Origin of the sequence: Ferruginibacter sp. HRS2-29 (assembly GCF_024343615.1) — a bacterium.
GTDB lineage: Bacteria > Bacteroidota > Bacteroidia > Chitinophagales > Chitinophagaceae > Ferruginibacter.
In genome coordinates this window covers 18262-43322 of record NZ_RJUB01000123.1, presented here as the reverse complement: position 1 = coordinate 43322, position 25061 = coordinate 18262, and the positions used below count along the sequence as shown (strand labels likewise).

The 25061-nt window shown below is 44.0% G+C and carries 21 protein-coding genes and 1 tRNA gene; 12 read left to right on the top strand and 10 right to left on the bottom strand.

Annotation, left to right across the window (positions count from 1 at the left end):
* Positions 1-6: 6 nt before the first annotated feature.
* The 3 genes from EGI32_RS11740 to EGI32_RS11730 all read left to right on the top strand — a co-directional run bounded on the left by EGI32_RS11740 (position 7) and on the right by EGI32_RS11730 (position 4297).
* Entirely contained in the window at positions 7-1014 is a 1008-nt protein-coding gene (locus EGI32_RS11740; protein ID WP_255155547.1) for a TerC/Alx family metal homeostasis membrane protein, read from the top strand.
* Positions 1015-1031: 17 nt separating this feature from the next.
* Positions 1032-3509 (top strand): bifunctional UDP-N-acetylmuramoyl-tripeptide:D-alanyl-D-alanine ligase/alanine racemase, encoded by a 2478-nt coding sequence (locus EGI32_RS11735; RefSeq protein WP_255155546.1) that lies wholly within the window; start codon positions 1032-1034, stop codon positions 3507-3509.
* Positions 3510-3598: 89 nt separating this feature from the next.
* Entirely contained in the window at positions 3599-4297 is a 699-nt protein-coding gene (locus tag EGI32_RS11730) for a lipoprotein signal peptidase (RefSeq protein WP_255155545.1), read from the top strand.
* A 119-nt stretch (positions 4298-4416) separates the two neighbouring features.
* Here EGI32_RS11730 and EGI32_RS11725 read toward each other — a convergent pair whose 3' ends face one another.
* Positions 4417-6681, bottom strand: coding sequence for a T9SS type A sorting domain-containing protein (locus tag EGI32_RS11725; protein ID WP_255155544.1), 2265 nt, complete (start codon positions 6679-6681; stop codon positions 4417-4419).
* A gap of 229 nt (positions 6682-6910) precedes the next feature.
* Between EGI32_RS11725 and EGI32_RS11720 the strand changes: the two genes are divergently transcribed.
* A complete protein-coding gene (locus EGI32_RS11720) occupies positions 6911-8647 on the top strand; it encodes a PQQ-dependent sugar dehydrogenase (protein ID WP_255155543.1) in 1737 nt (578 codons plus the stop codon).
* A gap of 164 nt (positions 8648-8811) precedes the next feature.
* Here EGI32_RS11720 and fumC read toward each other — a convergent pair whose 3' ends face one another.
* Positions 8812-10209 carry a class II fumarate hydratase gene (gene fumC / locus EGI32_RS11715; protein WP_255155542.1) on the bottom strand — a complete coding sequence of 466 codons (1398 nt, stop codon included), beginning with the start codon at positions 10207-10209 and terminating at the stop codon, positions 8812-8814.
* Between the two features lie 115 nt (positions 10210-10324).
* Here fumC and EGI32_RS11710 point away from each other — a divergent pair, with 115 nt between their 5' ends.
* A complete protein-coding gene (locus EGI32_RS11710) occupies positions 10325-10915 on the top strand; it encodes a C40 family peptidase (protein WP_255155541.1) in 591 nt (196 codons plus the stop codon).
* 90 nt (positions 10916-11005) lie between these two features.
* A complete protein-coding gene (locus EGI32_RS11705) occupies positions 11006-11563 on the top strand; it encodes a C40 family peptidase (protein WP_255155540.1) in 558 nt (185 codons plus the stop codon).
* Between the two features lie 57 nt (positions 11564-11620).
* Here EGI32_RS11705 and EGI32_RS11700 read toward each other — a convergent pair whose 3' ends face one another.
* A complete protein-coding gene (locus EGI32_RS11700; RefSeq protein WP_255155539.1) occupies positions 11621-13237 on the bottom strand; it encodes an NADP-dependent glyceraldehyde-3-phosphate dehydrogenase in 1617 nt (538 codons plus the stop codon).
* A 799-nt stretch (positions 13238-14036) separates the two neighbouring features.
* On the opposite strand from EGI32_RS11700, the gene EGI32_RS11695 reads away from it, so the two are divergent.
* Positions 14037-14246 carry a helix-turn-helix domain-containing protein gene (locus EGI32_RS11695; protein ID WP_369681656.1) on the top strand — a complete coding sequence of 70 codons (210 nt, stop codon included), beginning with the start codon at positions 14037-14039 and terminating at the stop codon, positions 14244-14246.
* On the opposite strand, the gene EGI32_RS11690 is transcribed toward EGI32_RS11695, so the two are convergent.
* Both EGI32_RS11690 and EGI32_RS11685 read right to left on the bottom strand, forming a co-directional pair.
* Positions 14243-14881, bottom strand: a complete 639-nt coding sequence (locus tag EGI32_RS11690; RefSeq protein ID WP_255155537.1) for a Crp/Fnr family transcriptional regulator — start codon at positions 14879-14881, stop codon at positions 14243-14245. The two genes, EGI32_RS11695 and EGI32_RS11690, sit on opposite strands and share 4 nt — an antisense overlap.
* A 9-nt stretch (positions 14882-14890) precedes the next feature.
* On the bottom strand, positions 14891-15685 hold the full coding sequence (locus tag EGI32_RS11685; protein ID WP_255155536.1) for an enoyl-CoA hydratase/isomerase family protein: 795 nt from the start codon (positions 15683-15685) through the stop codon (positions 14891-14893).
* A 111-nt stretch (positions 15686-15796) separates the two neighbouring features.
* Here EGI32_RS11685 and EGI32_RS11680 point away from each other — a divergent pair, with 111 nt between their 5' ends.
* The gene (locus tag EGI32_RS11680) at positions 15797-16399 is read left to right on the top strand and encodes a trimeric intracellular cation channel family protein (RefSeq protein WP_255155535.1); all 603 of its coding nucleotides are present in this window, start codon (positions 15797-15799) and stop codon (positions 16397-16399) included.
* On the opposite strand, the gene EGI32_RS11675 is transcribed toward EGI32_RS11680, so the two are convergent.
* Both EGI32_RS11675 and gltX read right to left on the bottom strand, forming a co-directional pair.
* On the bottom strand, positions 16396-16803 hold the full coding sequence (locus EGI32_RS11675; RefSeq protein ID WP_255155534.1) for a cobalamin B12-binding domain-containing protein: 408 nt from the start codon (positions 16801-16803) through the stop codon (positions 16396-16398). The two genes, EGI32_RS11680 and EGI32_RS11675, sit on opposite strands and share 4 nt — an antisense overlap.
* Before the next feature lie 64 nt (positions 16804-16867).
* Positions 16868-18397, bottom strand: coding sequence for a glutamate--tRNA ligase (gene gltX, locus EGI32_RS11670; protein WP_255155533.1), 1530 nt, complete (start codon positions 18395-18397; stop codon positions 16868-16870).
* Between the two features lie 250 nt (positions 18398-18647).
* Between gltX and EGI32_RS11665 the strand changes: the two genes are divergently transcribed.
* The 4 genes from EGI32_RS11665 to EGI32_RS11650 all read left to right on the top strand — a co-directional run bounded on the left by EGI32_RS11665 (position 18648) and on the right by EGI32_RS11650 (position 21725).
* Positions 18648-19574 carry a hypothetical protein gene (locus EGI32_RS11665; protein WP_255155532.1) on the top strand — a complete coding sequence of 309 codons (927 nt, stop codon included), beginning with the start codon at positions 18648-18650 and terminating at the stop codon, positions 19572-19574.
* Between the two features lie 152 nt (positions 19575-19726).
* A complete protein-coding gene (locus tag EGI32_RS11660) occupies positions 19727-20353 on the top strand; it encodes a polysaccharide deacetylase family protein (RefSeq protein WP_255155531.1) in 627 nt (208 codons plus the stop codon).
* A 189-nt stretch (positions 20354-20542) separates the two neighbouring features.
* A complete protein-coding gene (locus EGI32_RS11655) occupies positions 20543-21301 on the top strand; it encodes a TatD family hydrolase (RefSeq protein WP_255155530.1) in 759 nt (252 codons plus the stop codon).
* A gap of 121 nt (positions 21302-21422) precedes the next feature.
* A complete protein-coding gene (locus EGI32_RS11650) occupies positions 21423-21725 on the top strand; it encodes a DUF3817 domain-containing protein (RefSeq protein ID WP_255155529.1) in 303 nt (100 codons plus the stop codon).
* Positions 21726-21828: 103 nt separating this feature from the next.
* On the opposite strand, the gene EGI32_RS11645 is transcribed toward EGI32_RS11650, so the two are convergent.
* From EGI32_RS11645 to EGI32_RS11635, 3 genes are all read right to left on the bottom strand, one after another.
* Positions 21829-21915, bottom strand: a tRNA-Ser gene (locus EGI32_RS11645).
* A 52-nt stretch (positions 21916-21967) separates the two neighbouring features.
* On the bottom strand, positions 21968-23245 hold the full coding sequence (murF, locus tag EGI32_RS11640; protein WP_255155528.1) for a UDP-N-acetylmuramoyl-tripeptide--D-alanyl-D-alanine ligase: 1278 nt from the start codon (positions 23243-23245) through the stop codon (positions 21968-21970).
* Positions 23246-23398: 153 nt separating this feature from the next.
* Positions 23399-24961 (bottom strand): SUMF1/EgtB/PvdO family nonheme iron enzyme, encoded by a 1563-nt coding sequence (locus EGI32_RS11635; RefSeq protein WP_255155527.1) that lies wholly within the window; start codon positions 24959-24961, stop codon positions 23399-23401.
* Positions 24962-25061: the final 100 nt, after the last annotated feature.

Sequence of the window (25061 nt, the reverse complement as noted above, 5' to 3'; positions counted from 1 at the left end):
ATTATCATGAGCAAAACCGAATTATTATACCTAGTATTTGGCATCGTGATCGTCGTGGCCCTAATCTTCGATCTTGGTTTGCTGAGCAAAAAAGACAAGAAGGTCACGATCAAACAGGCTTTGTACCAGACCTTCTTCTGGGTAGGGCTGGCACTGGCATTCTGTATTTTTTTATGGATAGAGAACGGGCAAAAACCAGCGCTGGAATACCTTAGCGCCTACCTCATGGAATGGAGCCTGAGTATCGATAATATATTTGTTTTCATACTCATTTTTTCCGCCTTCGGTGTGAAAGAAAAAAATTACGGGAGGGTGTTGCTGCTGGGAATCCTGATGGCGATCGTATTCCGTATCATCTTCATTACGCTTGGAGTAACGCTGGTGGAAAAATTTCATTGGTTACTTTATATTTTCGGCGTATTCCTGGTATATACCGGCTACAAGATGTTTGCATCGGAAGATGACGACGATGGCTTCGATCCGCAAAAAAGCAAAGGGTACAAATTCCTGAAACGTGTGCTGCCATTGGTACCACATGATGGGGATGGTAAATTTAGTGTGCATCACGAAGGGAAGCGTCATTACACCACCTTGTTTGTGGTGGTACTGATGCTCGGAGGCATAGATCTCGTATTTGCATTGGATTCCATTCCCGCGGTGATGGGTATTGTAGACACCCGCACACCGGGTTATGGCGCTACGGCCAAACTCGTGATCTACACTTCCAATATTTTCGCGGTGCTTGGCCTGCGTTCTTTATTTTTCCTTCTTCGCGGAGCAGTCAATAAATTCGATTACCTGCCAAAAGGGATTGCTATCGTGCTGGTATTCATCGGGCTGAAAATGCTGGGTGAACATTGGATCAACCAATGGGTAGACAAGACCACGCAGGTCTTCATATCACTTGGCATCATCATGATATGCCTGGCGGGTTCTATTTTTTATTCCATGTTCATCGACAAACAAAAAGCCGAAGGACGGGAACAACGACAATCAGACGACCAGGCGCATTAATATTTTAATCCTTCTTTGTGAGGTACACCATTAATCAAATTGCAGCGGCAACAGGTTCTTCAGAAATTTTTGAAGAAGATGCTCCTATCGAGCAATTGCTGATAGACAGCCGTAAAGTGCACTTTCCGGCAACCTCCTTGTTTTTTGCTTTGACAGGGCCGGTAAAAGATGGTCATACATATATCCCTGAACTTTACGAAAAAGGTATCCGCAATTTTGTGGTGAGCCAGCCGGTGGCAAAAGATGAATTTCCCGGAGCACGCTTCATAACGGTTACGGATACACTGAATTCACTGCAGCAGGTGGCCGCATGGCATCGCCGGAATTTTTCATTTCCTGTGATCGGTATTACCGGTAGTAATGGGAAAACCATTGTGAAGGAATTGCTTTACCAGTTGTTGAACAGTGATTACACCATTGTACGCAGTCCGAAAAGTTATAACTCCCAGATCGGTGTGCCGCTGAGTGTGTGGCAAATGAGTAATGAACATACGCTGGGAATTTTTGAAGCGGGAATTTCCCTGCCGGGTGAAATGGAAAAGCTGCAAAAAGTAATCGATCCGGGCACCGGGATATTTACATTCATCGGAGATGCCCATGCTTCGGGCTTTTCAGGGATTAGGCAAAAAATAGAAGAGAAGTTGTCGCTGTTTGCGAAGAGTAAATTATTGTTTTATAACAAAGATGAAAAATTGCTGGATGATGTGATAAAAGCTTTTGTTCAGGATAAGAATCAGGGGTTGCAATTATTTACCTGGGGAAAAAATAAGGATGCATCTGTAGTGCTGCAATCTGTAAAAAAATTGCACGGCGACACTCTTCTTGAATGTACATACGGAAATGAAGTGTTCGATTTTACCATCCCATTTACAGACGATGCTTCCATCCATAATGCGCTTACCTGTTGCTGTGTATTGATTTATCTGAAATTCCCTGCGGTAATAATCTCGCAGCGTATGGCGCAACTGAAGCCTGTAGAGATGAGGCTGGAGCTGAAACAGGGAAATAATAACTGTTCCATCATCAACGACGGGTATAGTGCCGATATCAATTCACTTGGCATTGCGCTCGATTTTTTACAGCAGCAACAACAGCATGAAAAGAAAACAGTAGTATTGAGCGACATGATGCAGGGCGGACAGGACGGAAGGGAATTGTACCAACAGATTGCAACCATGGTAACAGGAAAGAGCATTGATCGTTTTATCGGTGTAGGTCCGGAAATAAAGGAAAATGCACATCTTTTTTCAACGATCCCAAACAATAGTTTTTTTATTTCTACCGAAGAATTCCTGGCGCAGGTACCTGTGCTGAATTTCCGAGATGAAACCATTCTCCTGAAAGGAGCCCGCGTCTTTGAATTTGAAAGGATCAGCAATGTGCTGGAGCAAAAAACGCATCAGACTTTACTCGAAATAAATCTGAATGCATTGCGTCACAACCTGGATGCTTACCGGCGTCAATTGAATCCCGGCGTGAAACTGATGGCAATGGTAAAAGCGTTCAGTTATGGGAGCGGCAGTTTTGAAATAGCGAATATCCTGCAACATGCCGGTGTGGATTATCTTGCCGTGGCTTATGCGGATGAAGGTGTGGAACTGCGCAAAGCAGGCATTCGCTTGCCGATCATGGTGATGAATGTGGAAAGCGATACGTTCAATAGTCTCGTAAAATATAACCTCGAACCCGAACTTTATTCTTTTAATATACTCGATGCTTTCAGGCAGTACCTGCAGCAACATCAACTCACTCATTATCCCGTGCACATCAAGCTGGATACGGGTATGCACCGTCTTGGATTTGAAGAGCATGAGGCCGATGGATTGGTGACAATATTAAAAGACACTGATGTATTCCATATAAGATCGGTGTTCTCTCATCTTGTCGCCAGCGGCGATAGCAAACATGATGCTTTCACAAAACAGCAGGCTGAAATATTTGAACACATTTCGCAAAAAATCTCCGCAGTGATCAAAGAGCCTTTCATCAAACATATTTCCAATACTTCAGGCATAGCGAGGTTGCCGGTATTGCAGCTGGATATGGTACGATTGGGGATCGGTTTGTACGGCGTCGATTCCAATCCTGTCATGCAGGAAAAGCTGCGGACTGTAGCCACTTTGAAAACAACTATTGCGCAGATCAAACATATCAAAAAAGGAGAGACCGTAGGTTATAACCGGCAGGGAGTTGTGCTGCGTGATTCAGTGATAGCAACAGTAAGGATAGGTTATGCCGATGGGTATCGGCGTTCGCTGGGTAACGGAAAAGGTCACATGTATATCAATGGCCAACTGGCGCCGGTGATCGGAAATGTTTGTATGGATATGACGATGCTGGACATTACAGATATCCCCGCCAGCGAAGAAGATGATGTGATCGTATTTGGGGAAGCGCTTCCGGTAGACACTGTGGCAAATGCCGCCGAAACAATTGCTTATGAAATACTTACCAGCATTTCGCAGAGGGTGAAGCGGGTGTATTTTGAAGAATAAAAATAATGGATAATTGTATAATGCATAATGTTCGGCTGGCATTATCCATTATACCATTATCAATTACCATTATCTTTGCAATCTTAATTATGAAAAAAAGAAACCTGATCATCATCATTGCATTGGTTGTGCTCGTTGACCAGCTGCTGAAAATATATATCAAAACGACTTTTCCTATCAACACCTCCAAACATGTGGCAGGTAACTGGTTCCAGTTGTATTTTGTAGAAAATCCCGGTATGGCTTATGGCTGGAAATTCGGAGGTAACTGGGGTAAATTGGCGCTGACTGTTTTCAGGATGTTGGCAGTGGTTTTCGGTACCTGGTATCTCGGAAATATCATCAAACAAAAATATCATCGCGGATTTATCATTTGCGCCGGGCTTGTATACGCGGGTGCTTTGGGTAATCTCATCGATTCGTGTTTTTACGGAATGATATTCGATAAAGGAATGATCTTCGATCCGCAGATCAATGAATATGTTGGCTACAATGGGCTGGCTCATTTTTCCAAACATGGATATGCAACATTCCTTCACGGTAATGTAGTAGACATGTTATACTTCCCGGTACTGAAAGGGCATTTCCCTTCCTGGTTCCCGATCTGGGGTGGCGAAGATTTCGAATTCTTCCGTCCGATCTTCAATATAGCCGATGCAGCCATCAGCACAGGTATCATCAGCATCATGGTGTTTCAGAAACGGTTCTTCAAAGACCGCAACAAACAAACGGATGTACATACAGTGGAAACGGATTCGAGAGTGGATGATGCCACGCAAGTTTCGTAAAATGTATGATGTATGATGTGAGATGTATGATTTCTTTCGGTTGAAAGGACTTGCATTTTGTAACTAGTACGTTCTCTTAAAAAATATCATACATCATACATCTCACATCATACATCGATTTATCTTTTTATTACTTTTTGCCTGATATTTTCTTTATTAAATTCTGCTGATACAATATAAACCCCGCTGCTTATCGCCGGAAGGTTATCCGTTGAAACCCTTGTCAGCCCTTTCTTTACGAGCATTGGGTGCGAAGATATCTTTTGCCCTTTATCATTATATACAACAATGTTGAGCAATCCATCCGATGGAGCGATCACATCAGCCGTGATCTTATTACTGAATGGGTTTTGAATATTCTTGAATTCAAATGACATGTTTGTATTGAGTACGATCGTATTGCTGTATTTGTAGCGCTGATCGATGTCTGCCATTTTCAACCGATAATAGCGGTTACCATTGATTGCTTCCGGGTCGCTGAAATTGTAAGATGCTTCTGTTGTATTCTTCGCGTACACCGAACCGATCTTTTCAAAGTGTACACCATCATTACTTTTTTCAATGTCAAAATAACTGAGCTCTTTTTCATTAGAAGTATTCCAAACAAGGTAGCCTTTGTTGTCGTTAAGCGATCCTTTGAACTGGGTGAAATTCCCATTGAGCACAAGTCCGCAGGTGGTCACCCTTACCATTGTTGAACTGCCATCCTGGTACGAACAGGAGGTACTGCTGAGATTAGCGGCGGTGGTGGCCACGATCACACGGTAGTAAGTGCCGCTATCGGCATAGCTTGCAATAAATGGCGGAAGGTTTGTTACATATTCCCACAATCCGTTTACCAGCACAGGGCTTCCAATTCCGGAGGTGCCGGGGCCGGTGAGATCAGTCCAGATAGTGCCGCCAACATTACTTTTCTGCCATTGGAAATACACGTAGCTGTTATAAATAAAACGTATGGTATCAGAGAGATTGACGACAAAAGGGCCTTCCTTACAGCCCGATGCATACGGCGTGTAATTCATATTCAGCGATGGGCCGCAATGCGCCACTTTGATATCATCTATCGCCCAGTCGTTACCACCACCGCCTGGAGAATTATTCCTGATCACAAATTGTGCAGTCGTCTGCGTGGATTTTGTAAGAAATGTAAACCCATATTGTTTCCATGGCGCAGTACGGTCATATTTTATATCGCCTGATGTGAAATAAGCGAGGCCATCAATTTCAAAACTCAGGTTGGGACGTACACCTGAAGAATCATTTCCCGGGTAGGGCAAAAATCCGGAGTTGCCACTGCCTCTGCCCATACTGTCGCAGCTGCATCGTGGACAAAGATTTCTGAACCAGGCACTGAATTCGTAATAAGTATTCGGGCAGAGATTGGTTAACGTTTCTTCATAAGCTATGTTGGTATTATAACTGGCATTCACCATCACAAAATATCCTTTTCGTGAGCCGGGTGCTGCAGGTGCATTGCCCAATGCAGGGTTCGCAGCGCCTGTGTGATCGCCGCAGATATCCCATAACCCAAAGACCCGGTGTGCAACAGTAGCTTCGGGCATCGGCGAATTTGGATTGGTCGAGCCATCGGCGCTGCTGTTATTTACGATCGAATAATAATAATCGTTTGGTTGACCGGTTGAAACATTTTGCTTGATATAAGACGTGGTGAAAGCCAATGGTGCCACCCTGTTTTGCGTGCTGCCGCTTGCAAAAGTACCCAACGAATCGGATGCGGCGCTGATGTTCGAGCCATTCTGGCAATAGCCGTTGTTTTGGAAAAGCAAGATATGGTAAGTAGGAAATGTGGTGATCGTCCAGCCATTCGCCGGCGTGATCATCTTGTACCTGACAGAACCATTGATGAAAAGTGTGTCGCCATAATTCGCGGCCGGATCTATCCTCACTTTGTAACAGGCCATCATGATGCAATGTGAATTATAAAAACTCGGACGGCTGGAGTCGGAACGTATTCTGCCCCCTTTGGTACCATTGGCACCATTGCCAAGATTGATGGTGATATTACTCCCGACTTTTCTGCCGGCATCACCATCGATACCTTCCGTAAAAGGCCCTTTGTAAGTGAGCCCCTGGTTGGTGGCTACCCGCATGCTGCCGGGAATGTAGATCGTATTGGCAGGTACCTGGTCGAATACCTGTACACTATCAATGATCGTTCTTGTACCCTGTGTAATTACGGCGATGGTTACGCGAATTTCTATAGTGTCTCCGGGGTTGAATGTTCCGCCGGTTGAAAGCTTGCTCATATTGGCAAAACTTTTACCAATGTCAACACGGTTTGCACCCTGCGCATTGGCCGATTGTTTGGCGATGGACAGGAAGAATATAGTTAAAAGAATTACATCACGTAAAAGTCTTTTCATGCGTATTGGATTTAAGCAGTTAAAAGAAATTACATAGATTGGATGGATAGTCCTTAATAATAACGTAGTTTGATGTTTAATATTTCATTCCGGAAGAAATATTTTGAATATGCATATACTTTTCCGGTTGTTAATGCGTTACAAAGTGGCCCGTTTTGTAAAATCCTTTACTGAAAAGGGTTTTAAGGTATTATTACTTCGTAGATTCCTGTAGTTTAAATGCGTATTTATGATCAAATCGTTACCTTTTTTAATTTTTTTATTATATTTTTTAGCCCCTGAAACAAAAGCTCAGCAGGAAGTGTTTTCTGTAAAGCAAGTACTTAACCAGGCGCCTGCAATCCCGGGAGACAGATATTTTCTCCAACATCCTTTTGAAATATTATACGGTGCAGATGATTCTCTCTGGATCAGCGAAAGAAGAGGCAGGGTTATCAAAGTGGATCCCACCACAGGCAAAAGAAGAATTATTCTCGATATAAGACCTTCGGTAAAATTTACGACTTCGGGTTCTCCCGTTACATCCATCAGCCAGGACGGGATGATGGGGCTTGCATTACATCCGGATTATCCATTGGTCGATTCATTTTATATCGTGTATGTATATGATGCCGGTGCAGGTGTACGAAAGGCCCGTATTGCACAGTATCCCGTAAAAAATAGCACCATCACTACAAGAGCGGGAAATGAAACGGTCATCATCGAAAACATACCAGCCAGCAGCGATCACAGTTCCGGAAGATTATTGGTAGGGCCGGACCGTAAATTATATTACGCCGCAGGCGATCAGGGAGCCAATCAGTTTTCATTGCGATGCAATCCTGTCCGCTCGCAGGATGTGCCAACAAGTGCGGAATTATCGGCGAATAACTTTGCCGCTTACCAGGGAAAGATATTAAGGATAAATATGGATGGAAGCATTCCTGCTGATAACCCTGTAGTAAAAGGTATCCGCAGTCATATTTATACATTTGGCCATCGCAATCCCAACAGCCTGGTATTCGCTAAGAATTTTCTTCAGCAAAATTATACCGGTGCAAAATTATACAGTGCCGAAAACGGCCCTGCCGAAGATGACGAGATCAACGAATTGGTAGCGGGCCAAAACTATGGCTGGCCGTACATTTCAGGCTACCAGGATAATAACCGGTATCAATATAAGAACTGGTCTTCGGCAATAAATTGCAGCGGAACTGCAGCACCTTCCTCCGAACCTGAATGCTCGACACCGCCGGCAGGCGCTGTAATAAAAAATGAAATGGATACGGTATTGCCTGATTTCAAAACACCTATGCGTACTTTTTTTACGCCAACCTCATCGCTTCCCTGCAACTGGCTGAGCAATCCTACCGTGGCTCCATCGAGCATGGATTATTATGGCTTTGATACCAGGATACCTGGCTGGCAGAATTCAATACTCATGACTACTTTGAAAGAAGGGACAGTCTTTCGACTAAAACTGAATGCCTCAGGAACAGGCTTTGTGAATATGAGTAACGGCTCCGATACGGCCCGTTATTTCCGTGAAGAAAACCGCATACGCGATATTGCCATCGGCAAAGACGGGCTTAGCTTTTATCTTATTACCGATAGCGTGGGGCAGACTTCCGGGCCGACCAATGGAAATACGAACGTGCTCAACAATCGCGGCAGCATATTGGTATACCGCTATATCGGTGGGGTTTTGTCGCTGACTAATCCTGCCCCGTTAATAGCCGATAAGTCTACCATAAAATTATATCCGAACCCTACGACCAAAATATTATTTGTAGAAAATAAGCGGAATGTCACCAAACCGGTGCAGTATACCATTTACGATATCACCGGAAGGAAAATAATGGAAGGGAAAAAATTCACTGACCGTTTTGAATTGAATGTAGAAAAATTAAACAGCGGAACTTATATTATAAAGATGTATAACGGCAGGGATGTGCTTCTGGCCACGGAAAAGTTTGTGGTTCAATAGAAGGTTTTAAAGTTCAAGAGGTTCAAGAGGTTCAAAATGTTCAAGAGGTTTAAAACGTTCAAAAGGTTTAAAAGGTTTAAAAGGTTTAAAAGGTTTAAAAGGTTCAAAATGTCACAACCTTTTGAACCTTTTGAACGTTTTAAACCTCTTGAACGTTAAACGGTTTAGAGCTTCCCTACCATATCTGCCGGCACTACCCAGGCATCAAATTCTTCAGGAGTTACATACCCGAGTTTCACTGCCATTTCTTTCAATGTAGTCCCTTCTTTATGGGCTGTCTGTGCAATTTCAGCCGCTTTGTAATATCCGATCTTCGTATTGAGAGCAGTTACGAGCATCAATGAATTGTCTACATGTTTTTTAATGTTAGCCTCGATAGGTTCGAGCCCGGTCGCACATTTATCGTTGAATGAAACACAACCATCGCCGATCAGTCTTGCGCTATGCAGGAAGTTGAAGATCATCACAGGTTTGAATACATTCAATTCAAAATGGCCGAGACTTCCGCCGATACCGACTGTAACATCGTTACCCATCACCTGCGCAGCGATCATGGTAAGCGCCTCACATTGCGTTGGATTCACTTTGCCCGGCATGATGGAAGAACCAGGTTCATTATCAGGAATAAAAATTTCACCGATGCCACTCCTTGGTCCGCTCGATAACATACGGATATCGTTCGCGATCTTCATCAGGCTTACAGCAACGGTTTTCAAAGCGCCATGCGCTTCTACGATCGCGTCGTGTGCGGCTAAAGCTTCAAATTTATTTTCAGCAGTAATGAAAGGAATGCCTGTCAGCGAAGCGATGTGTTTCGCTACATTTTCAGAATAATTTTCAGGCGTGTTGATGCCTGTTCCAACAGCAGTGCCGCCCAGCGCCAGTTCGCTCAGATGAGCAAGCGTATTTTTGATCGCTTTCAAACCATGATTAAGCTGTGATACATATCCGCTGAACTCCTGTCCCACAGTGAGTGGCGTAGCATCCATAAAATGGGTACGGCCGATCTTCACCACTTTCATGAAGGCCTTGCTTTTAGCTTCAAGCGTATCACGCAATTTTTCAATGCCGGGGATCGTCACTTCCAGTAATATCTTATAAGCTGCAATGTGCATGGCTGTGGGGAACGTATCGTTGCTGCTTTGCGATTTATTTACATCATCATTCGGGTGAAGAAATTTGTCCTTGTCGGCAAGCTTTCCACCGTTCAAAACATGTCCGCGATAAGCGATCACTTCATTTACATTCATGTTGCTTTGTGTGCCGCTGCCGGTCTGCCATACCACCAATGGAAAATAATCATCGAGTTTGCCTTCCAGGATCTCATCGCAAACTTTTCCTATCAGGTCACTTTTTTCTTTTGGTAATACGCCCGCATCCGTGTTGGTAAGTGCTGCCGATTTTTTCAGGTAAGCAAATGCCCGGATGATCTCTTTCGGCATCTTGTTGATGTCCTGTGCAATCTTGAAGTTGTCGATGCTCCTTTGTGTTTGGGCACCATAATAGGCATCAACGGGCACTTTTACTTCACCCATCGTGTCTTTCTCTATTCTGTATTCCATAAAAAAGGTTATTGATTTTGAGGTGCAAAGATACGTGTAAATGAAAATGCATTATCACAGTTTCACCAATTACCCTTATCTTAAAGGATTGATTTTTTTGAAAAAAAACTATGGCATGTCAATAAAAACGGGCATTTTCGCATTGATACTGCTTACGGGCTGCAATGGGATGCCGTCGGAAACGAAGCCGTTATCAACAGATACAGTCGTTGTCGTAAAAGATACTGCAACGGCAGTGGCTGAAATTCCAGCGGATTCTGCTCACATTACGGGGCAAACTTCTGTCATCAACACAGGTGCTACCGAAAGGATACAATTGGTACAATATGCAAAAACTTTATCAGGGGTTCCGTATAAATATGCTTCTTCAGATCCGTCGCAGGGTTTCGATTGTTCGGGTTTCATCACCTATGTGTTCAATCATTTCAATATTACCGTTCCGCGTTCTTCGGTCGATTTTACCAATGTTGGTAAAGAAATAAAACCTGCGGAAGCAGTTGCGGGAGACCTTATCTTATTTACCGGCACGGATAGCCTGGTGCGTATTGTGGGCCATATGGGCATCATTATTGAAAATACCGATTCACTACGGTTCATACATTCTACTTCGGGTAAAGCAAACGGGGTGACCATCACTGCCTTAAATAATTATTACCAGGGTAGATTTGTAAAAGTGATTGATATCTTTGGAAAAAGAAATAGTTGAGAGTGGCGGGGTGCGGGTTTGTTGATCGTTTGCGATTTGTCAGACTCTTAAACCATTGTTTTACCAATCAGTCAGAGAGAAAAAATATCTATGAATTTTAAACTACCTCTTGTTGTTGTATCATGTTGCCTTTTATTGATTTCGTGCAGCACTTCCCGTAAGACGACAGTGGAAAAAAATGAAACAACGAAAACCAATCCAGCTGTTACAAGACCAACTTCCACCCGTAAAAAAACATTTACACAACCATTGGACATCGATCGGGAAGAATTTGTGGGCTTCGCAAAAACCTTGCTGGGTACACGATACAAATATGCGTCGGCCATCCCGGCCAACGGGCTGGATTGTTCGGGATTCATCTATTATGTATTTGGACATTTTAACGTGAAAGCGCCAAGATCCTCAGTCGATTTTACCAATGAAGGAGAAACGATCGATGTGAAAGATGCTGAGCCCGGCGATATCATACTCTTTACAGGTTCCGATAATTCATCAGGAATTGTAGGCCACATGGGCATCATAACAGAAAGCGGCCCGCTGCTAAAATTCATTCATTCTGCCTCCGGCAGATCAGTGGGCGTCATCATCAATACGTTGACGGGATATTACAAAACACATTTTGTAAAAGTGATACGGATATTGAAATGAGAAATTTAAAATATCGTTTCGTGAACAGGCCATATCCACGAAACGATAAGACCCTGGTTAAAAAATATAATCCATCCGCAGGTAATTACTCTGGTGTTCCCGTACAATTGATCCTACGATCGCTTTATTGGCAGCATTGTCTTTTGTGCTGATCAGCAAACGGATACTGAATGCCCTTAATGCATCACTTACACTCAAAGTGCCTTCTGCACTGTCTTTCCTTCCGTTGAACGGGTATACATCCGGCCCGCGCTGGCATTGTGCATTGATGTTGATACGACCAACCTGGTTGGCGAACTCATCGATCAGGTGCCCCACTTTCGCTGGGTCGTTGCTGAAGATGCTGATCTGCTGGCCAAAGTTAGATTGTACTACATAGTTGATCACTTCATCCAGTTCTTTATAAGGAACGATCGGGACAACCGGGCCGAATTGCTCTTCAGAATAAACTCTCATCTGTGCATTCACAGGATAAAGCACGGCGGGATAAAAGAAAGTATCATTTACTTCACCGCCATTTTCATTGATGACAACGGCGCCGTATTTTTTTGCATCATCCACCAAACCGGTGAGGTAGGCACTTTTACCGGGTTCGGGTAGTGGAGTGATCTTCACATCTTTTTCCCATGGCATGCCACACTTCAGTTTTGAAACAGCCTCCACATATTTTTTTGTAAAATCTTCCGCAACATCTTCGTGAACGAAAATGATCTTGAGTGCGGTACATCGCTGGCCGTTGTACGAAAGCGACCCGGCAACACATTCAGCCAGCGTTACATCCATATCCGCATCCGGTAAAATGATGGCAGGGTTTTTTGCATCAAGCCCCAGTACACCACGCAACCTGTGAGGTTTCGGATGCTGCTTTTTAATTTCGCTGGCGCCTTTGTTGGTGCCGATAAACGCGAAGACATCTATCTTCCCGGTCTCCATGATGGCCCCAACTGTTTCCCTTCCTTTTCCATAGATCACATTAATGACACCTTTCGGGAAACAAACTTTGAATACATTCAGCAAAGGTTTTAAAAGCAATACCCCAAATTTCGCCGGTTTGAATACCACCGTATTTCCCATGATCAGCGCCGGGATGAGTGTAGAGAATGTTTCGTTGAGCGGGTAATTGTAAGGCCCCATGCACAACGCCACACCAAGCGGTACCCGCCTGATCTGTGCTATGATGCCTTCTTCGTTTTCAAAAGTAGAATTGCCGTGGTCGATATGTTTCAGCCCTTTGATAGTATCTTCGATGTAAATGCAGGTACGGTCAAATTCTTTCTCACTGTCTGGCAGGTTTTTCCCGATCTCCCACATCAGCAGTTTCACGATTTCCGCCCGTTGGTTTTTCATTTCTTTCAAAAACAACTCGATGTGACCGATCCTTTTCGCCACACTCATCGTAGGCCATTCGCCCGTACCATTCTGATAGGCATTCACTGCAGCATCCAATGCTTCCAGCGATTCAGCCTCTGTAAGCAGAGGGGTGCTGCCGATGATATTTTTTTCTACCAATCCACTATTGTTGAGCGAAACAGGTGAGATAACTTCATTCATCTGCCCCTGCCAGGTCCTGAGTTCACCATTCACTAAGTATTCACGTTGTTCGATAAAGCCATTGAGTCGCCATTCGGCGGGGATACCTTCAGGCTGAGGAAAAATATTGTTTAATACTGACATTTTCCTTTAAAATTAACTGATTTATTTTAAAGTGAACATCAGCCGCCGCTGGTGGGCTTGGCCGGCCGGTCGTAGTTTATCTGTAGTGTGTCGCCTGTGGTTAGTTGTCCGTTGTCCGTCCATGGTGGTCTGCCGTCCGTCATCGGCGTCCCCCAAAAAAAAAGCTGCTCAAAAAAGCAGCCTTTCTATAAAATAGTATAGTTGCATTTAAACAATTGAATACTATTATATGTAAACCCCCGAGTGAATTAATTGTGACCAGCCAGGCTTTAATCCCGACCGGTCTGCAAGTAACGAATAAATATTGGTTTGTCATGTTTGGGTCAATCACAAAGAATGTTAATTCTGGAAAGATATTATCTCATAGGGTTCCTGTGATGCCTTATTGTAAAAGGTTTCAGAGTTTTTCGTGTATGCGGTACCGGTAGACTGATGGGTTTTATTTTTGACAATAGTCAAACAGTTTTTCTTTGCCTAAAAAAACGATGTTGTGACAAAATTGACGTAACTCAATTTTTCCGCCCATAAGTACAATACTTTCAGGTTGAAGTTTTCGTAATTCCGTATCAGTATTGCCCACTTTTGTATAAATGATCCAACCGGCGGCCTGATAGCTTTCTGTTTCAAAGTTTAAAAACAATAACAATAGCAAAGACAATTTTTATTTCAGGTGGGCAGATTCATTTGCCGCGGTAGCCAAAGGGAAAGAGCATGTCGCAAATATCGATGTGCTGATCAACAATGCCGGCTTTGGGTTATTCGGCACCCTTGAAGAATATCTTTCCGGTATTTGAGTGATGTGTTGAAACAGGAAACAGGTAAAACAGCCATCGGGCTCATTCATATGTTTCTCATCTCGGAAGCGAAAAATCTTATACGCTCATTACAAAATAATATTGCTGATACTTCATACGCACTGGGTTTAGACAACCTTCCATATTTTTCACGGTTATTCAAAAAAGAAACGGGCCTGAGCCCGAACCAGTTCAAAAAGCAATTGCTGAACTAAATTGTTTCTTTATTAGTGCCGTTGGCGATGGAGATCTTTTTTCGTACCCTGCTTAAGGTTTCCAGCGTGATGCCAATATAAGAAGCGATGTATTTCAAAGGCACCCTGTTGGCTAATGCCCCATGCATTTTTACGAAATAATTGTATTTGTATTCTGCTTTTGTGAGGCGTACGATGAAGGCCCTTCCTTCCGCGTCGCGGTAATATCGCTGCAATAATTTTCGGCCAATGATGTTGAATTCCGGTTCTATCTCATACAGCTCCTGCATATCGCTGAATTTCATACACAGCATCTGGCAGTCTTCCAGCGCCTGCATATTTTCTATGGCGGGTGTATCCAGAGCGTAACTGGTGATAGAAGTCACAAATTCATTTTCCGCCGTAATCCATGTGGTGATCTCCCTGTTGCCTTCTTTTACAAATCCGCGTATGGCGCCTTTGAGAATGAAATATACGTGATCACATTTTTCGCCGGCCTTCAATAACATTTTTCCCTTGCGAAAATTGCATGGGTAAATATGTTTGTTGAAATATTCGATGATCCCGGGATTTACAGGATGCAGATAATTCAGAACATGTACAATGGGTGCCGAAATGTTTTCCGGTATTGTTGTTTTAGGGATTCGTTTGGTCATTTATCAAGGTTATTTGCCGGTAAAAACTGCTTTTCTTTTTTCGAGGAATGCAGTGGTTCCTTCTTTCATATCCGCTGTGTCAAAACAATCGCCGAATGCTTCAACCTCTTTATCGTAGCCACTTTTACCATTGGTATAGGCGCTGTCGCTTACCACAGCAGTGTTGATGCAGTCGATCACTTTGCCGATTGCGATCGGTGCTTTTGTATTGATCAGGGTTAGTATTTCTTTTGTTTTTTCGAGCAGCCCTTCGGGTGAGGTTACGTAATTAACCAGGCCTATCTGCAGTGCTTCAGCAGCATCTACCAGCTTTGCGCTCATCTGCAATTCCATGCTCCTTCCTTTACCTACCAGTTGTGTAAGGCGTTGCGTGCCGCCATAACCGGGTATCAATCCGAGGTTCACTTCCGGTTGTCCGAATTTAGCATTTTCGCTGCACAACCTGAAATGACAAGCCATGGCCAATTCGCATCCCCCACCAAGCGCAAACCCGTTTACAGCCGCGACTACAGGTTTATAAGAATTTTCGATCTTAAAAAAAACATCCTGCCCGCGTTTGGCGAGCGCCATCGCCTCATCTTTGTTCAATGCCGAAAACTCGGTAATGTCAGCTCCGGCCACAAAAGCTTTCGCCCCGGTCCCCGTGATGATCACCGACCTGATAGCATCATTCCGGTACACTTCATCCATCGCCTGATCGAGCTCGGTAAATACATCTTTATTAAGCGCATTCATCTTGTCGGGCCTGTTGATGGTGATAGTGCAGATGGAATCCCGGATATCAAATAGCAAAGTCTGGTACATTATAATTAAGAATTAAGAATTACGAATTACAGTTATGAAATGCAATTTAAGCTTTCTGCGAATGATTACCTTATTACTCGCTGGTAATTCGTAATTTGTATTTTTAAGTCCATGAGCGCATTAAATATCATTACATACCTGGGTATATTCATTTTCGCTATCACCGGCGCATTGAAAGCACGTGCCTACAATATGGATATATTTGGCGGGCTTGTGGTGGCTTTTGCTACAGCGTATGGAGGCGGTACCCTGCGTGACCTGCTGATCGGGATAAGGCCGGTGAATTGGGTAAATAACAATGGGGCTTTACTATTGGTTTTTGCCGGTACAGCGATTACTTTCCTGTTGAAAACAAACGTGAACAAATTTCACCGTACGATATTTTTTACAGATGCTATCGGGTTAGGGCTCTTTACGGCGGCAGGTATAGAAGTAAGTCTGCGCAATCAGCTCAACGATCCCTATGCGTTGGTGATGGGCGTTATCACTGCCACTTTCGGGGGACTGATCGCCGATATATTTTGTAATGCAGTCCCCAATCTTTTTAAACGGGGCGAATTGTATGCTACGGTTTGTGCAGCGGGTGGAGTGGTGTACCTTCTGTTGAAAGGATTCAATCTTCCTTCTGATATCAACCTTGCCACCTGTGTAGTATTTGTAGTGGCACTGAGGATCTACAGCAAGCGCAAACGCATCATGCTGCCCGATATTTAAAAATTACGATTTTCTTTCACCCAGTTTTTAATGTATTCTGATATTTCAGAAGTAGTAGTGCCCGGTACGAATAATTTTCCTGCACCCATTTCATTCAATGTTTTGATATCATCTTCCGGGATGATGCCACCACCGGTGAGCAATACATCGTTCATATTTTTTTCTTTCAGCAGCTGCATGATCTTTGGAAAAACAGTCATGTGTGCTCCACTGAGTATGCTTACGCCGATGGCATCCACATCTTCCTGCAAGGCAGCATTCACTACCATTTCCGGTGTTTGCCGAAGGCCGGTGTAGATCACTTCCATACCTGCATCACGCAATGCGGTAGCGATCACCTTGGCGCCACGGTCGTGGCCATCCAATCCTACTTTTGCAACCAATATCCGTATGGGTCTGTTCATAAAGTTTAACGATTAGGGTTTAGGGATGAAGAGGATACTAAAATCTGATCTCTAAGCCATAAAATTATCCAAATATAACCAATGCATTTTTTATTCGTGCAATCGTTTCTTCCTTCCCGATCATTTCAGCAATCGTAAATACAGCGGGCCCGAATTTCCCACCTACCAGCATGATGCGCATCGGTAGTTGCAATTCACCTGGCTTGATGTTTTTTGCTGCCGCAAGATCTTTGAAGGTATTTTCAATGGAAGCAACATCCCATGTTGCAAGAGCAGTTAACTGTTGGATGTATTCTTCGAAAAAATCATTTTTGGCTTCACTCCATTTTGGTTTTACCGCTTCTGTATCCAATGTTTGCGGAGCAGAGAAAAAGTAGCCGGCCTGTTGTACAAAGTCGGGAAGCAAGGTGCAACGGTCTTTTACCAGGTCGAGCACGGAGATGAAATATGCCTCATCTTTCACTTCAATTCCGCTGGCGATAAAAATATCTTTCACCCTGCCGGAATAATTGGAGGCGGGCAATTTTTTTATCCATTCGTGGTTATACCACTTGGCTTTTTCAAAATCAAATTTTGCACCGCCTTTATGCACCCGGTCCATCGAGAATTTTTCAATGAGTTCTTCCAGTGAAAAAATTTCCTGTTCCGTACCATCATTCCAGCCAAGCACTGCCAGCAGGTTGTTGAACGCTTCCGGTAAAAATCCGATCTCTTTGAAGCCTTTGGTAAGGTCGCCGGTTTTAGGATCTGTCCAGTCCATCGCATACACCGGAAAGCCCAGCCGGTCTCCATCGCGTTTGCTGAGCTTGCCATTGCCATCCGGTTTCAATATCAACGGGAGATGCGCCCACTCGGGCATTTCATTTACTCCGAACAAATACTTCCATAAAAGAATATGAACAGGCGCACTCGGCAGCCATTCTTCGCCACGGAAAGCATGCGATATTTTCATCAGGTGGTCGTCTACCACCACAGCAAGATGGTAAGTGGGCATGCCATCTGCTTTGAGTAAAACTTTATCGTCAACCGTATTGGTATCGAAGGTGATCTCTCCGCGGATCATATCCGTGAAGCTCACTGTCTGGTTAGGTTCTATCTTGATACGGATCACATGTGGAGTGCCTGCATCCAGTAATTTTTGTGTTTCTTCCGGCAAAAGGCGCACGGAATTATTCATTTTATGGCGGATGTTATAATCGTATTGCAGGCTGTGGCTTCCTTTGGCTTTCAGCGATTCCCGCATCTCTTCGATCTCTTCGGGTGTGTCGAATGCATAATAGGCATGGCCATTTTTTACCAGCTGCTCGGCATATTGCCTGTACATTTCTTTTCTTTCGCTCTGGCGGTATGGGGCGTATTCGCCTCCGTGCAATACACTTTCATCCGGTTGCAAACCGCACCACTCCAGGCACTGGAAAATATATTCTTCAGCACCAGGTACAAACCTTGTCTGGTCGGTATCTTCCACCCTCACGATGAAATCGCCACCATGTTTTTTTGCATATAAATAATTATATAAAACAGTGCGCACACCGCCTAAATGCAGGCCGCCTGTAGGACTTGGGGCAAAACGTACCCTTACTTTTTTACTCATGCGGCAAAGATAAGAAAGTTGAAGGTTGATGGTTGAAAGTTCAAAGGTTCACCAGTTCAAGAGTTCAACGGTTCAAAGGTTCAAAAGGTTCAGGAGGTTGGGGGGCGCAAACATTGAACCGTTGAACTCTTGAACCTTTTGAACCTTTTGATCTCCCCGAAAAAATAAATTACGGATAGCGTTAAACCTTCCCGCTCCAACAGACTCTATGAGCAGGCCGAAATATTTAACTAACTTTTAAACTAAATTTATGAAAAAGGTAATTCCATTCTTTTTAAGCTGCCTGCTGGCAGTGGCGGTACTTTTTACCAGCTGTAAAAAAGATGATACAAACCCTGTAGCGGACAACACCGACCTGGCGCAACATTCAGATGATCAATCACGTTTTTCGCAGGAGATCGATGCGGTGGCGAATGATGCCAACACCTCCATTGACAATTTTGTAGCTTTTGATGGCTTTGTAGAAAGCACCATGGGAGTTATCTGCGATGCAACGGCAGTACTGGATTCTGCCGATGGAAAACGGAGGATCACCATCACTTACAATGGACAAAATTGCAGCGGAACCCGCACCCGTACCGGTGTTGTGGTGCTGTCGATGCCACTGGCTTCCCGTTGGAAAGATGCCGGTGCGGTGTTGACAGTGGATGTTCAGCAGCTGAAAGTCACCCGTATTTTAGATGGAAAAAGTATCACTATCAATGGTACCACTACCATCACAAACGTGTCGGGCGGCCGGCTTCGCGACCTGGCAACGCTGGGAACTATCAAACATACTATTTCAAGTACGGGCATGAGTATCACATTTGACAATGGGTCGCAGCGTGTATGGCAGATCGCTAAAGAAAGGGTATTTACTTATAATAACGGCGTTGTGATAACTACGAATGGAACGCATACGGATGGAAATATCACCGGTATTTCCGAATGGGGAACAAACCGGTTTGGAAATGAATTTGTTACCTCCATCTCTACGCCGATGGTTATCCGCCAGGATTGCAATTTCAGGCTGGTAAGCGGGCAGGTGACGCATCAGCGGCTGCTGGCGACAACGGTAGTCACTTTCGGACTGGATTCGGCGGGCAACCCGGTTTCGTGCCCTTCAGGAAACTTTTACTTCAAGATCGTATGGACGGGGACGAACGGTATTGTGAGTACGTACATACTACCTTATTGAATTAAGAATTAAGAATTAAGAATTGAAATGGGGAATGCAGTTTATAGAGTAACTATTACTTTGTAAACTGCATTTTTATTGGTGTTGGAGCATCCTGAGGGGTAAGGCAATTATTAATTACACATTATTAATTATTAATTCTAATTTGCCTCATGTTTTATTTTGTTAAAACGCCCGGCTGGCTCAAAAAAATTTACAGCGACAGGGTATGGGAAATAGCTACTACGGAGAAACAATTGTTCCTCACTTTTGATGATGGGCCGCATCCTGCAGTGACGCCATTTGTATTGGATGAATTGCAAAAAGTGGGCGCCAAAGCCACTTTTTTTTGTATAGGAAAAAACGTGGTGGCACATCCTGAAATTTACAGCAGGATACTCGACGAAGGCCATGCAGTAGGCAATCATACGTTTAACCATCTGAATGGATGGAAAACAGGGGATGCCATTTACCTGGATGATATAGCCGAAGCTAAAAAATATATTGACAGTAAACTTTTCAGGCCACCTTACGGCAGGATATCTTCTTTTCAGCAAAAACAACTTAAGGCGGACAGGTTTGAATTGAAGACGATCATGTGGACTGTGTTGAGCGGTGATTTTGATACATCTGTTAATAACGAAAGATGTCTCCAAAACGTGGTACTACATGCAAAAGAAGGATCGGTGATCGTATTTCATGATAGTGAAAAAGCCGGGGAAAAAGTGAAGTTTGCGTTGCCGCGGGTGTTGAATTATTTCTCGGGGAAAGGGTTTTCTTTTGAAAAATTATCGGCTTAAATGTCTTAAAAAAAAGTGGGCCTGGGTAGAAACCCTGGCCCGTTTTTAATCCGTACCCTATGAAAACTGACGACAAGTTACAACATGGAAATAATACAAGCAAAATTTTTTTTGCGAAAACATGGTTTCCCGCATTTTTTAATGTTTCGACATCGAGCAACACGGAAAACTTTTGATAAATTTGTGGTTATGATAGATACACATTGCCATCTTTACTCGTCGGAATTTGACAGCGACCGGACTGAAATGATACAGAGGGCAGAGGCGGCGGGAGTGAATAAATTTTATCTTCCTGCAATCGATAGCGGCACGCATGATGCCATGATATCGCTGGCAGACGAATATGCCGGAAAATGTTTTGCCATGATAGGTTTGCATCCCTGCTCGGTAAATGCAGGATATGCACGGGAGCTGGAGATCATTGAACAATGGCTTTCTGAAAGAAAGTTTTCCGCCATCGGAGAAACAGGATTGGATTTCTACTGGGATAAAACTTTTGTTGAGCAACAATATCTTGCGCTGGAACACCAGATCAGGCTTGCACTTCAATACGACCTTCCGTTGGTATTGCACACCCGGGATGCGATGCAGGAAACGATCGATATAATCAAAAAATATAGGGATACATCCCTGAACGGGATCTTTCATTGTTTTGGCGGCACACCCGACCAGGCAAAACAGATAACAGATGCAGGATTTTTACTGGGGATAGGTGGGGTAGTGACGTATAAGAATTCCGGGCTGGCGGAAGTATTGAAGCACTTGGATCTGCAGCATCTTGTACTCGAAACTGATGCGCCCTACCTGGCACCAGTGCCGATGCGGGGCAAAAGAAATGAAAGCAGTTATCTCGGTTATATAGTAAAAAAGATCGCCGAAGCAAAAGAAATAACAGAGGAGGAAGTAATTGCGGCAACCACGGCAAATGCGGAGAAACTATTTGGGTAAAGCCACAATTTTGCTCCGCAACAGGCAGGAATTCGCGAAGGTTAAATATGATCTTGCAATTTTATAAGCCTTCCAGAACTATTTACAAACTTCGGCGGTTTCACTATTCACCATTCACTTTATGAAAAATAGCCTACTAAAAAACTTTCTCTCCGTAGCAGTCGCCGAAGGCGTTTCCTATTTAGTATTATTACTTATTGCGATGCCGCTGAAATACTGGGGCAATTTTCCTCATGCGGTGAAATATGTAGGCTGGGCGCATGGCGTGCTGTTCGTTGCGTTCATGGCATTGCTGCTGATGGTATGGATAAAATATAAATGGAGCTTTGGCAAAGTGGTGCTGGCTTTTATCGCATCATTGCTGCCATTTGGCACTTTTGTTCTCGAGAGGAAACTGAAGAAAGCAGCGGAGGTTGAAGGTTGAAGGTTGATGGTTGATGGTTGATGGTTGATGGTTGACGGGGGCATTGATAATACTCAAAACTAAAAAAGGTTCAACGTTGAACTTTCAACATTGAACCTTTTTGCGGAGACGGCGAGATTCGAACTCGCGATACAGTTTCCCATATACACACTTTCCAGGCGTGCTCCTTCAACCACTCGGACACGTCTCCTTTTATTATTGTGGGTTGCAAATGTAGGGCTTTTCTACACTGTAAAGGAAAATCACTCCAATATTTTTTCCATCTGCATGCTCCTGCTGCCTTTTACCAAAATCTGTGCATGTTCAAAATGCTGCGTTTTGTACCATTCCGCCGCTTCGGCTGAATTATTGAAATGCAGGTAACCGGCGGGAAGTTGCTGATAGTCTTTGCCGGCAAGCACCACTTTTGTCCAATGGTATTTTGCTATAGTTTCCACGATCTGTGCATGTTCTTTTTCGCTGGCATCACCCAGTTCCATCATTCCGCCCAGCACCAGTACTTTATTTCCACCTTCCATTTTTGCAAAATTCTCAATAGCGGCTTTCATGCTGGTTGGGTTGGCATTGTAGGCATCGAGGATGATCCTGTTGGTTCCTTTCTGCAGTAATTGAGAGCGGCTGTTGGACGGAACATATTGCTCCAGGGCAGTCCTGATGTGTTCATCCGGCACGCCGAATGTCTTTCCTATACATACCGCTGTAAGTACATTCGGCAGATTGTAGCCGCCGACAAGCTGGGTTTTTATGGAAGGCAGATCAGCGCCTTTTGTAATGGCTACTTCCAGCAATCCGCTGTCTTGCCTGATTTCGCCAATATAGTCTGCGGCGGATGTGCCGTAAGTAATAATATCGCTGATTCCGGCTGATAATTCTATTAAAACCGCGTAATCATTATTGATAAAAGCGGTGCCACCATTTTGCCGGAGATAAACCAACAACTCTCCCTTGCCTTTTTTTACGCCTTCTTCGCCGCCAAAGCCTTCGAGGTGCGCCTTGCCGATGTTGGTGATATTGCCATGTGTAGGCAAAGCATAGCGGCAGTAACCTTCAATTTCTTTCTGGTGATTGGCGCCCATTTCTATTACAGCAATTTCCGCATCGGGTTTTATTTTCAGGATGGTTAACGGGATGCCGATGTGATTGTTGAGATTGCCTTCGGTGGTATAACATTTATATTTTGCAGACAACACTTCATGCACCAGTTCTTTAGTAGTGGTCTTTCCATTACTTCCGGTGATGGCGATGAACGGGATCTTGAATTGCTGGCGATGATATTTTGCCAGCTGCTGCAACGTCTCGAGTGAGTCATCAAAGATCAGTATGCGGTCATTGATTCCGGACTGCGGCTCATCGCCTACACAATAGGCTGCTCCCAGTTCCAGGGCTTTCTGCAGGTAATCGTTGCCATTGAAATTAGGGCCTTTCAATGCGAAAAAAATGTCACCTGGTTTAATCTTTCTGGTATCGGTCTGTATGCCGGGATATTCTAAATATATTTTATAGAGGTCTTCGATTTGCATATTTCAAAAGTAATTTTTTTGCCGGGAAGACGGGAAGAAAAAATTTCAGGAACATAAAATAATACCGGGAAGACAGGAAGGAATTTATTTTTCTTCCTGTCTTCCCGGCAAAGTATAGGCAAAAAAATCCCCCGGTAAACCGGGGGATCAATATTATTTCTTTTTACCTTTTTGCTTTCTTTTAGCGAAGTTGTTACCTTCTTTAAACCCGGGTCCTTCCGGAGGGCCGAGGTAAGTCTGTGCGCAACGGAAACCAACTGTACTGGCCCCGGTGTTCTGCTGCATGAAGCGGCGTGCACCTGGTGACAACCAGTAAGCCCTGTCGTTCCAGCTACCACCTTTGATCACCCTTGATGAATCGTTGATCAGGGAAGTAACACCATAACCGTAGAACACACCACTTGAAGAATCACCATCAAGGTAGTTGATCACGTTATTGTGCTGGTAGTTAGCACGGTTCTTAACTTCTTCATCAGAAATATCCGTTTTCTTCAGACGGCCAAGGCTGTCCCTTTCGTATTCGCCGGAGCTGTTCTTGTAGTATTTCTGGAATTTGTTACCACGGAAGTAGTTGAAATCCTGTGCATCCACAGAAGTCATCGGCCTGTAAACGTCACCAACCCACTCGCTTACGTTACCACTCATATTATACAGACCAAATGCGTTCGGGTAAAAAGTCTTTACGTTACCTGGAATAGCAGCACGGTCATTCAGACCACCGGCGATACCCATGTTGTCACCATTACCGCGTTTGAAGTTAGCCAGGAATTTACCCTGCCATGAACCCCTGCGGTTGTCCCTCAGGCCATTCGGGTTTTTGCTCCAGGAATATATCTGCTGGTTAGAACGGTTTTCTTCACCGGACTTGTTTTCTTTTTTACGTGGATTAGGGTTCTGATCCAGCAAACCATAAGCGGCATATTCCCACTCAGCTTCTGTTGGCAGGCGGTAGCCCATGTTGAGGATACCATCTTCCATACGGATGTTGGCACGAGGTTTACCATTTATATCTTTCAGGTCAGATTTTTTAGGTTTGTTCCTTGCCTGGATCATTTCCGGGTTCATCAGGTAAGTTTCAGTGTTGAAGGACCCATCAGCACCTGCACCTTTCATTTCCCTTTTCGCGGCATCTTTTTTCAGATAACCTTTTTTCATCAGGTTCAGTTCGTTCACACGATCCGTTCTCCAGATACAAAAATCGTAAGCCTGCTGCCAGGTTACCCCAACTACCGGATAGTAGTTATAAGAAGGGTAACGGAAGTAGTACTCCACGTAAGGTTCGTTATAAGCGAGCTCTTCCCTCCATACCAGGGTATCAGGAAGCGCTTTGTTGATGATGTTGGTATCGTTGCTGAAAGTGTTTTCCAGCCAGTAGAGGTATTCACGGTAGTGAACATTGGCTACTTCAGTTTCATCGATAAAGAATGAAGGAACAGTCACACGGCGGGGAACATTGTTCCAGTCGCCCATAACATCTTCATCTTTTGCACCCATTACAAACGAACCACCCTGTACGAATACAAGTCCTGGCCCGGCTTTAGGGTACTTTACTTTAGCCACATGGAAATTACCCATGTTCTTGTCATCGTAGTTCCAGCCTGTTACATCAGACTTTCCTTTTTTCTTGCCAAATAAGCCACCGTTCTTACAAGCGCTTAAAGACAGGGCAGCTATCGCTACCAGCATCAGACTTTTACCTGAAATGATTTTTTGCATGTGCATTCGTTTTTCCAATTCTTTTAACGAAAGGTTTTCTTTATTATTGTTTGGGGAATACTAGCTGCGAATATAAATGTTTTTGATTGATTTCGGTTTT